Genomic DNA, 10151 nt, shown 5'->3' on the forward strand with positions numbered 1-10151 from the left:
CTTAAACGGTCGTTCCCTTGTGAGAAATTTGTCAACTGTTCTTGACAATACCAGAGAGCGTTTTGCATGACAACGGGATAAGTGTGCCCTTTTTCTCGAAAATCCCGTTCAAACGGGAGGTTCGGGGAAGGAAAGAAAGAGATATGGGCATGCTTTTCCACTTTTTGCATGGGAAACTGTAGAACTGATGCCTGTGGATAACCCAAGCCTTGTTATCCGTGTTTTATCAGCGTTTCCTTAGGAAGAAGAGCGGCAGCATCGTCCCGTGGTCAAGCGACGGATGTTTCTCCCCGAGTGTTCCTGCAGGAAGCTCCTTCTCCCCCGCCATGGCGGACAGCACACGCACAAACGCCTCATCGTACTCAACTCCAACCGTGATCTCGGGATGTCCGAACGCTGCAAAATCGCCCTCCGCTCCCGCCCCCGGCGAGATGTGAAAGAAATCATCGTATGCCGTCGCATGCGGGCTGATGATGACGACGGTATCGGGACGCAGCGCCGCCGCCGCGCGCATAACCTCATGATATGCCTGAACAGTCGCAGAGATCTCCTGCTCCCGTCCTGCGCCAATCGCAGGGATAATGAGAGGTGGATGCGGTACGGCATAGGCGGCAAGGATGGACATTACGATCACTCCCCATAGAAAAAAAGCCGACTGCAAAACAGTCGGAGTTACGGAAACACGGATAGATTCAGCGATTCCTATGTATGTGCCAAAAAGGCGAAAATATGTCTATATGGTGCGGATGAAGGGGGTCGAACCCATACGCCTTGCGGCACTGGATCCTAAGTCCAGCGCGTCTGCCAGTTCCGCCACATCCGCATATTGAAGGAAGTATTGATAAATTCAGCACCAATTTGGCGGACTACATTTTATCAGCGATTCCTAAAAAAACTAGCAAGCGTATTCTATCACGACCACGCGGGGCTGTCAATCCGTGCATTCGACCACGCGCACACCGCCGCTCGCATCCCCTTCACATCCAGAACCCCGTATGCGAATCCACGCCGCACAAGCTCCGTCGGCAGGAATTCATCGTATTTGTCGAACATTGGGATCTCATCGGGATAGAGGAGTTCCATCGGCTCGATCTTTTCCGCCGCCTCCTCCGCAAGAATATGAAAGAACTCCGTCGGCGGCACCTTCATCGTGAACTGCATGAAGTACGGACGCATGGACTCAAATCCACGCAGTCCGAGCCGCGCACCGCAGCGGATGCGCAGGAATCGCTCAAGTGCAAGAAATGCATAGCTGCCGAGCCACGGCAGAAGCGCATACATCTCACCGCCAAGCGGGATGAGCACATCCTCCGTCGCACGCGAGTGCCGTGCTGTATCACGTGCCTGCGTGAGACGTGCGATCGCATTTTTCAGCAGATAGGGCGGAATCAGCTCCTCGCGCAGCACCTGACGCATCCGCTCAAGGATGTGCGTGTGGATATCGCCGGGGCATTCGCCGAAGTAGGCGGGCACATTCCCCTTCACCATATCGCAGTATACGAGGTGACGCTTGCGATCAACCTCGAGCACACGCCAGACGTGCCCTGCGATCGCAATCTTCTCCCCGACGGGCGGCGGCGTGACGATCGTGCCGATCTCCTGCGACTCGCAGCGGACGGTGTACTCCTCGTTCTCTTGAAAGACACCGTAGAAGCGGAAGGACTGCACGACGCGCTCCCCCGAAAGCCCTACGATCAGCCCGCCGCGCTCTGTCTGCTGCAGATGTTCCTGCGCGATCAGATGGCGCAGGAGCGTACGGTAGTCCTCCTGCGTAATGCGGTGAAAGACGTGCAGGGAGAGCACACGATCTGCGAGTGCACGCGGCGAAAGCTCCCCACAGGATGCCGCGACGCTCATCGTCTGATGATAGAGCAGACTGAACGGCAGGCGATCCAGACGCGGCGGCTCGACCCAACGCTCCTCAAGATAGAGCTGGATAAGGGCAATCCCCTGCAGCAGCTTCCACGGGATCGTTGCGGGCAGCAGGGCACGCGCCTCGCACTGCTCTTCGCGCACGACGAAGTGCATCTCCTGCGGCTGACCGCGCCGCCCCGTCCGCCCCATGCGCTGGAGGAAGGACGAGACCGTCCACGGTGCGTCGATCTGAAAGGCACGCTCAAGCCGTCCAATATCGATGCCGAGTTCGAGCGTCGCCGTCGTGCACGTTGTAAAGAGACTGTCCTCATCCTTCATCCGCGCCTCCGCCGTCTCACGGAATGCGGCGGAGAGATTCCCGTGATGAATGAGGAAACGATCCGGCTCATGCTGTTTCTCACAGTAGGTACGCAGCGTCGTCGTCACCGCCTCGCATTCCTCACGCGAGTTGACAAAGACGAGGCATTTCTTCCCGCGTGTATGTGCAAAGATATAGCCAAGCCCCGGATCGGCAGCCTCGGGCGGGGTGTCGGTCGGTGCGCCGAGAAGATCCGACACGACAATGTCGTCACGCCCCTCCCCCGCCTGCGTGTCGCGCACATAGAAATGCTCAAGGGAGAGCCGCCACTTGCTCCCCTTTGCCTCGATCTGCGGCACAAGGGTCTCCCGCCCCGTCCCTGCCGCGAGAAAATCCCCCGCACGTTTGGCATCGCCAATGGTCGCCGACAGTCCGATGCGGCGCGGCTGCACGCCGGCGATGCGAGAAAGCCGTTCGATGAGACAGAGGGTCTGCCCGCCGCGATCGCCGCGCAGGAGCGAATGTAGCTCGTCAACCACAACAAAGCGTAGATCGCCGAACAGTTTCGGAATCGCCATGTGTCGATGCAGGAGCAGTGCCTCAAGCGACTCCGGCGTGATCTGCAGGATGCCCGACGGGCGTTTCATCAGGCGTGCCTTATGCGTCTGCCCCACATCCCCGTGCCAGTGCCAGACGGGGATGTCCGCCCTGTGGCACAGCTCCGTCAGGCGCTCGAACTGATCGTTAATCAGAGCCTTGAGTGGTCCAATGTAGATACATCCAACGGATGTGGGAGGATTCTCGTGAAAGAGCGTAATGATCGGGAAAAATGCCGCCTCCGTCTTGCCCGCCGCTGTGGATGCTGTCAGGAGCACATGGTCGTCCGTCCCAAAGATTGCCTCCGCTGCCGCGATCTGGATGCCGCGCAGACTCTGCCATTCCTGCGCGTAGATATAGTCACGCACGAAGGGCGCATAGCGGTCAAATACGCTCATAGCTCGAACTCCGCGAACTGTGCGCTGATCTCCGCCCCCTCCACCTCATTCTGTGCGTAGGAAAACTCCGCCGAACCGAGCAAATCGGCGAGTTTCAATGTCGGATTTTGATAGATAATGTCGAGCACCTGAATGAAGTCACGAATGACCTCACGCGGCGTGATATGCGTATCCGCACCGATTCGTCCGAACTCAATGCGAATGAAGTCCGCGAGATCCTCCTGCGTGACAATCTGTGCATATCCATAGAGCTCCGCATGGATGGCGGCGAGCTTTTCAATGAGTACGAGCATTTCCTCATGCGTGAGCGGCGAAAGCCGTATCACGGGCGAGAGCAGGTCACGGTGTTCCCCCGCAAATCGCCCTTCGGCGAGACGCGAACGCAGTGCCTCGTAGCTGTAGACACCACGCCGCGTGTCCTCCATACAGGCGGGTGTTCCGCAGAGGATCATGCCAAGATACTGTGCACGTCCCTGCATTGCATCATTATACATCGTAAGGATCTTCTCGTAATTGTACTGACGCGTGACCGCATGCGGAATCTTGTAGATGTTCACGAGTTCGTCGATGAGGATGAGCATCCCCGCATAGCCTGCCTGCCGCAGGAATGCGGCAAAGAGTTTCAGATACTCGTACCAGTCGTCGTCCGTGATGATGATGTTCACACCAAGATCGCGGCGCGCTTCGGTCTTCGTCGTATATTCCCCACGAAACCAGCGTGCAACCTGCGCCCGCTTTTCATCATCGCCGTCCCGATAGGCATGATAGTAGAGCGTGAGAAGCCGCGTAAAGTCAAAGCCGTGTACGAGATCGTTCAGCCCGTAGATGATGGCGGCAATCCGCCGGTCAACGGCAGCGGGAAAATCGGGATGCTCGGGAGCGATACCGTCCGCCGTCACGATTTCCTGCTGCACGCGGCTGATCCAACGGTCGAGAATAAGCGTGAGTGCTCCGCCCTCGGGCGTTGTCTTCGTCGCCATGTTGCGGATGAGCTCGCGGTACGTCGCGAGCCCCTGTCCACGCGTCCCCTGCAAGCGTCGTTCGGGCGATAGGTCGGCATCCACCACGACGAAATTCTTTGCCATCACATAGCTGCGGATCGTCTGCAAAAGGAAGCTCTTGCCGCTGCCGTAGCGTCCAACGATAAAGCGGAACGAAGCCCCGCCGCCCTCAATCATCTCCACATCGGAGAGCAGTGCCTCAATCTCGTTGCGTCGTCCGACAGTGATGTATGGGAGACCGATGCGCGGCACAACGCCGCCCTTGAGCGCATTCACGAGCGTCTGGGCAATGCGGCGCGGGATTTTCTTCGGTTCATTCGCTGTCATGCAGATACCTTTCTATCAGTTCGTCCTGATAATCGGAAACGACGGCGGGCGGATCGCCCTCAATCACCGTGTCCGCAAAATCATCGTACAGTTTTTCGTTGATGCCGTCGACGAGGACGGAGAGCATCCTCCCCTCCGTGCGCACCCACGCGAGATCACCGTCACCGAGGAGTGTACGGAGCAGCCGACGCTCCGCCGCATCCAGACCATTGATATCCCCTGCCCCCTCTGTCGTCACGGGAGCGGCGGGCGGCATATTCTCAGAGGATGACGGAAGAGCGACAGACGAAGACTCAAAAATGGGCATCATCGGAGGTTTCTCATCCTCCTTCACGATCAGCCGCTCCTGCGTCACATCGGCATCCGCACGAATGCGTGCCAACTGCGAAAAGTCGAGCCGAACACGCCGTGCCTCTGCCGCCCTCTGCTCCGCAAAAAAGGCGGTAATCTCCTCATCAATTATTTTTGCCTGCCATTTTTTCAGCTTTGGCGGCTGGATCGCTGTGATTCCAAAATGTGCACGCAGTCCGGCATCCACACCGCGCAAGAATACGCCCAGACGCTGTGCCGCACGCTCGGGACGCTCATACGAGTGCAGCGTCCAGTACCCGCTCACGCACTCATAGCGGCGCAGAGGATGCACCTCATAGACGCGATCCGGCTCCTCCTTGGGCGGCTGAAATACCGCAGAGGAAAAGAGACGAACGGGCGCAGTCTGCTCCACGGCAATCAAATCGTCAAAGAAACTGATCTGACGATGCTTCTCATAGTACTCCGCAGCGCGATCCAGCACGCGGAGCACAACTGCATTCACCGCCGCCGTATGAGCACGGTAGAGCTTCGAGCGTTCCAGACGATAGGAGGAGAGTGTACAGAGTGCTGCCATGACCGCCTCTGCCGTATGTTCCGCACGATAAAGCATTGTATGGATTGCATCATCCTGCTGATGACGCATAAGCCCATCCCCACCGTATGTAATCCGCTTGGGATCGAGTCCGTAGTAGATCACAAACTCATCTTCCCAATCCGCAATATAGTGTGCAATCTGGGGATCAATGGAACAATACGCCGCACAGAATGCACACAGCTTCTCATAGCCGTCCTGTGCGTCCCTGCAGCCGATGAGATGCAAAAGTTCATAGATGTAGAGAGACGCGTAGGACATCCCTCGTTTCTCAACCCGTCCCTGCCGCACCGCCGTCCGCCATGTGAAGTAGCCGCGCAGCTGTGCATCCGAGAGCGAGTCATACGTCGGAAAATACTGGTTGACCGTGCCGTTGTAGACATAGTCGTCCTCGTAGGCCGCCATCAGCCGCGCCTGCTTCAGAAAGAGTTCTGCCCGCGACTGCCAGCAGTCCCGCGTGGTCGTAACAAGCGAACGCATCGCACGCAGCAGCTTCGGCACGGGCTTTACCGACTTCTTTGGCGTTCTCAAAGAGCAGCGAGGGATTTCCTCATCACGATAAACATGTTCTGCCAAACGCTGCAGGAGTTCAACGACCCACGTCTTCCCCATCGCACACCTCCGTCCATCTGTTCGATTCCTTCCTCTATTTTACTACGAATCCCCAAAATAGCAAGGACGCATCCCCGCATTTACACAAGAAAATACGCCTTCCGCCGGGCAGCAGGAGGCGTACTTTCGATAGAGAGAAAGAAATGTAGGGAATGTATGTGAATTCTGCGGAAGGGAAGACCGCAGAATACGCATCGAAAGTCGGAGGAAATAGAGTATCTTTGCACTCTTGGTATCTCTCGCTTTCATAGATAATATAACGAAATGATTTTAGAGTGCCTTGTGAAGGGTGTTAATGTTCGATTAGCTTAGCAGTAAACTGTCATTAGCAAGTTCACTGCCCGCCGCCTGCTCGAACATCGAGAGAAGGTCACGCGTTGTGAGCCCCTGCTTTTTATCCTGCGGCACATCGAAGAGGATGCGTCCCTCGTGCAGCATGATGAGACGGTTGCCGTAGCGCAGTGCATCCTTCATGTTGTGGGTAATCATGAGGGTTGTGAGCTGATCCTCCGTCACAATCTGCTCGGTCAGCTCAAGCACCTTCGCCGCCGTCTTGGGGTCAAGTGCCGCCGTGTGCTCATCGAGGAGCAGCAAATTCGGCTTTACAAGCGTCGCCATAAGGAGTGTCAGTGCCTGTCTCTGTCCGCCTGAGAGCAGTCCCACACGCGAGGAGAGACGCTCCTCAAGCCCAAGTTTTAGGCGTGCCAGCTTCTCGCGGAACACGTCGCGCATCTCGCTCGTGGAGCCCCAGCGCAGTGTCGGCGTCTGCCCGCGCCGCGCAGCGATCGCAAGGTTCTCCTCAATCATCATGCGCGCTGCCGTCCCCATCATCGGATCTTGGAAAACGCGCCCGATGAACTTCGCGCGGCGATGTTCCGGCCACTTCGTTATGTCCTCGCCCGCAATCAAAATCTTGCCCGTATCCACGGAGATCGCACCTGCAATCGCATTCATCAGTGTGGACTTACCCGCACCATTGCCGCCGATCACCGTCACGAAATCTCCCGGTTTCAGGTGAAGCGTAATGCCTGAAAGAGCCTTCTTCTCCGTGATCGTGCCCGGATTGAACGTCTTTTTGATGTCCTCTATGCGCAGCATCACTCTGCCCCCTTCTTCATCGCATGGTATTTCGACTGAATCAGAGGCAGCGAGAGCGCGATGGCCACGAGAATCGCCGTAAAGAGTTTGAGATCATTCGGCGGCATGCCAAGCTGCAGCACAATTGCAATGACTGCACGGTAGACGACGGAACCGAGCACAACGGAGATCAGCCAGTTCTTAAAGCTGCGCGTGCCAAACAGCACCTCGCCGATGATAACAGACGCAAGACCGATAACGATCGTACCCGTGCCCATTCCGACATCCGCAAAGCCGTTGCTCTGTGCGACCAGTGCGCCGCAGATGGCAACCATGCCATTCGAGAGGAGCAGTCCAAGCACGATCATCACATCTGTATTGACGCCGTTCGCACGAATCATATGCGGATTCGCCCCCGTCGCACGGATGGCAGTCCCCAGCTCCGTACCGAAGAACCAGTACGTCAGCAGGATTGCAAGCACAACCACGACCGTGCCAATGAGGAGGATGTTCGTCGCCGCATCCAGCCCCCAGATATTCCACTCCGTGAACAGTGTTTCCTGCTGCAGGAGCGGCAGATTCGCCTTGCCCATGACACGCAGATTGATGGAGTACAGCCCGATCATCGTCAAAATGCCCGCGAGCAGCGCGGGAATCTTGAGCTTCGTACAGAAAAAACCCGTAATAACCCCCGCAATGCACCCCGCCACACACGCAGCGAGAATTGCCGTCAGCGGCGTATAGCCCGCAACGAGCATGGAGGCGGCAACTGCAGCCCCCAGCGGGAAACTCCCCTCGACCGTCAGATCGGCAATATCCAAAACGCGATAAGTCAGATAGACGCCAAGCGCATAGAGTCCCCACAGGACACCCTGCGCTGCCGTCGCAATGACGAGATCCATAACGTCACTCCCTATTTGTCCGAAAAAAAGCGGACACGCTGCGTGCCCGCTCCGCTGTGTTAGTCTTACTTACGGCACAATCGTCGCACCGTTCAGTACATCGGCAGGAATCGTCAGACCGATTTTCTCCGCATTTTTCTTGTTGATAACTACCATGAGGTCGCGCGCCGTCTCAATCTTCATGTCGGACGGCTTCGCCTTCCCCTCGAGGATGTCCGCCGCCATGTCGCCGGTCTGGACACCGAGTTTGTAGTAGTCAACGCCCTTGGTCGCAAGAGCACCTGCCGTGACACCGCCCTCAAAGGCGCAGATCACACCTTTTCCCGCCGCATCTGTGATGCTCGTGAGCGTCGGCATCGCCGATGCGATCACATTGTCCGTCGGCTCGTAGAACACATCCACTTCGCCGACCATGCTCTGCGCCGCCTGCTGGATATCGTTGACCGTCGAGATGGTCGCCGTGCGCACCGTGAGCCCCTTCGACGCGGCATATTCCGTCATTGCCTTGACCTGAATCTCCGAGTTGATCTCACTGGACGTGTAGATCGTGCCGATCGTCTTCGCATTCGGATAGAGCTTCATGAGCAGATCGATCTGATCGGCGATCGGGCTCATGTCACTCGTGCCCGTAACGTTGCCGCCCGGTGCATCATTCGACTTGACAACCTTCGCGCTCACATAGTCCGTCACCGCCGTGCCGACGATGGGGATATCCTTCGTCGCGTTTGCCGCCGACTGCACCGCCGGGGTCGCAATCGCACAGATGAGATCTACCTTGTCGCTGATAAAACGCTGCACGATATTCTGGAGATTGGACTGATCCGCCTGTGCATTCTGGCGGTCGATCGTGAGGTTCTTCCCCTCCTCGTAACCACGCGCCTTGAGGCCGTCCACAAAGCCGCGATTTGCATCGTCGAGCGCACTGTGCTCCACGAGCTGAACAATCCCGACCTTGTATGTTTTCTCACCTTTCTCTGCCTGCTGCCCGCATCCTGCCGATGCCAGAATCCCGAGGGCGGCGATGCCAAGCGCAGCACATTTTGCGAGTTTTGTTATCTGCATCGAATCCCCACCTTTTCTATGTCTGTATTAGTCCACCAGGGTTGCATCCTTGAGCACATCCTCCGGGATCGTCAGTCCCAACTTTGCCGCGTTGCCCTTGCTGATAACAAGCGTCAGATCGCGTGCTGTCTCGATCGACATATCCGCCGGCTTTGCCTTGCCCTCAAGAATATCCGCCGCCATATCGCCCGTCTGAACGCCGAGCTTGTAGTAGTCGATGCCATAGGTCGCGAGACAGCCGCCCGTCACCATGAACGGCTCGGCGCAGATGACCGCCTTGCCCGCCGCATCCGTCACACCGACAAGCGTCGGGATGGAGGAGGAAATGACATTGTCCGTCGGCTCATAGAACACATCCACATCGTTGACAAGGCTCTGTGCCGCCTGTGGGATGTCGTTGACGGTCGAGACCGTCGCCGCACGTACTTTGAGTCCCTTTGATGTGGCGTACTCTGTCATCGCCTTGATCTGGATCTCGGAGTTGACCTCACTCGAGGAGTAAATCGTGCCAATCGTCTTCGCATTCGGATAGAGTTTGATGAGCAGATCGATCTGTTCCTTGATCGGGTTGAGATCGCTCGTCCCCGTGATGTTCGCGCCCGGCTTCTCATTCGTCTGCGCAAGCTTCGCGCTCACATAGTCCGTGATCGCCGTACCGACGATGGGGATGTCCTTCGTTGCGTTCGCCACGGACTGCGCCGCCGGCGTAGCAATCGCACAGATGAGATCCACCTTGTCACTGACGAAACGCTGCGCGATGTTCTGGAGGTTCGACTGATCCGCCTGTGCATTCTGGCGGTCAATCGTGAGATTTTTGCCCTCCTCATAGCCGCGTGCCTTGAGCCCATCCACGAACCCACGATTCGCCGCATCGAGAGCATTGTGTTCGACCAGCTGGACAATGCCGATCTTATACGACTTCTCACCGCTTGCCTTCTGATCGCCGCCACAGCCCGCCATCATGCCGAGACCAAGCATTGCGATGCCAAGAGCGATGCCTTTCATAGCCGTTGTCATCCGCATCGAAATCCCACCTTTTCTGTTATTCTAGGGAATCGCTGATAAAATGAAGTCCGTCAGATTGGCGTAGATTTTTTC

The 10151-nt window shown here is 57.0% G+C and carries 7 protein-coding genes, 1 tRNA gene and 1 pseudogene; all 9 read right to left on the reverse strand.

Annotated features, from left to right (window positions below):
* Positions 1-238 precede the first annotated feature (238 nt).
* Positions 239-625, reverse strand: a pseudogene (locus ACO6BQ_RS10700) (DODA-type extradiol aromatic ring-opening family dioxygenase); the annotation flags it as partial.
* Between the two features lie 113 nt (positions 626-738).
* A tRNA-Leu gene (locus ACO6BQ_RS10705) sits at positions 739-823 on the reverse strand.
* A gap of 89 nt (positions 824-912) precedes the next feature.
* On the reverse strand, positions 913-3168 hold the full coding sequence (locus ACO6BQ_RS10710; protein ID WP_489120865.1) for a DEAD/DEAH box helicase: 2256 nt from the start codon (positions 3166-3168) through the stop codon (positions 913-915).
* On the reverse strand, positions 3165-4496 hold the full coding sequence (locus ACO6BQ_RS10715) for an ATP-binding protein (protein ID WP_489120866.1): 1332 nt from the start codon (positions 4494-4496) through the stop codon (positions 3165-3167). Before ACO6BQ_RS10715 ends, ACO6BQ_RS10710 begins: the two co-directional genes overlap by 4 nt.
* Positions 4483-6012, reverse strand: a complete 1530-nt coding sequence (locus tag ACO6BQ_RS10720; RefSeq protein WP_489120867.1) for a TerB N-terminal domain-containing protein — start codon at positions 6010-6012, stop codon at positions 4483-4485. Before ACO6BQ_RS10720 ends, ACO6BQ_RS10715 begins: the two co-directional genes overlap by 14 nt.
* Before the next feature lie 303 nt (positions 6013-6315).
* Positions 6316-7110: an ABC transporter ATP-binding protein gene (locus ACO6BQ_RS10725; RefSeq protein ID WP_489120868.1), complete on the reverse strand. Its 795-nt coding sequence runs from the start codon at positions 7108-7110 to the stop codon at positions 6316-6318.
* Positions 7110-7991, reverse strand: a complete 882-nt coding sequence (locus ACO6BQ_RS10730; RefSeq protein WP_489120869.1) for an ABC transporter permease — start codon at positions 7989-7991, stop codon at positions 7110-7112. Before ACO6BQ_RS10730 ends, ACO6BQ_RS10725 begins: the two co-directional genes overlap by 1 nt.
* A gap of 69 nt (positions 7992-8060) precedes the next feature.
* Positions 8061-9053, reverse strand: a complete 993-nt coding sequence (locus ACO6BQ_RS10735) for an ABC transporter substrate binding protein (protein ID WP_489120870.1) — start codon at positions 9051-9053, stop codon at positions 8061-8063.
* Between the two features lie 27 nt (positions 9054-9080).
* A complete protein-coding gene (locus tag ACO6BQ_RS10740; protein WP_489120871.1) occupies positions 9081-10076 on the reverse strand; it encodes an ABC transporter substrate binding protein in 996 nt (331 codons plus the stop codon).
* Positions 10077-10151: the final 75 nt, after the last annotated feature.

The sequence above is a fragment of the Centipeda sp. (in: firmicutes) genome (assembly GCF_057271695.1).

What these genes read in the sequence shown, in the direction of transcription:
- ACO6BQ_RS10735 (WP_489120870.1), bottom strand. Translation starts at nt 9,053, where the DNA reads ATGCAGATAACAAAACTCGCAAAATGTGCTGCGCTTGGCATCGCCGCC.
- ACO6BQ_RS10720 (WP_489120867.1), bottom strand. Translation starts at nt 6,012, where the DNA reads ATGGGGAAGACGTGGGTCGTTGAACTCCTGCAGCGTTTGGCAGAACAT.
- ACO6BQ_RS10710 (WP_489120865.1), bottom strand. Translation starts at nt 3,168, where the DNA reads ATGAGCGTATTTGACCGCTATGCGCCCTTCGTGCGTGACTATATCTAC.
- ACO6BQ_RS10730 (WP_489120869.1), bottom strand. Translation starts at nt 7,991, where the DNA reads ATGGATCTCGTCATTGCGACGGCAGCGCAGGGTGTCCTGTGGGGACTC.
- ACO6BQ_RS10725 (WP_489120868.1), bottom strand. Translation starts at nt 7,110, where the DNA reads ATGCTGCGCATAGAGGACATCAAAAAGACGTTCAATCCGGGCACGATC.
- ACO6BQ_RS10715 (WP_489120866.1), bottom strand. Translation starts at nt 4,496, where the DNA reads ATGACAGCGAATGAACCGAAGAAAATCCCGCGCCGCATTGCCCAGACG.
- ACO6BQ_RS10740 (WP_489120871.1), bottom strand. Translation starts at nt 10,076, where the DNA reads ATGCGGATGACAACGGCTATGAAAGGCATCGCTCTTGGCATCGCAATG.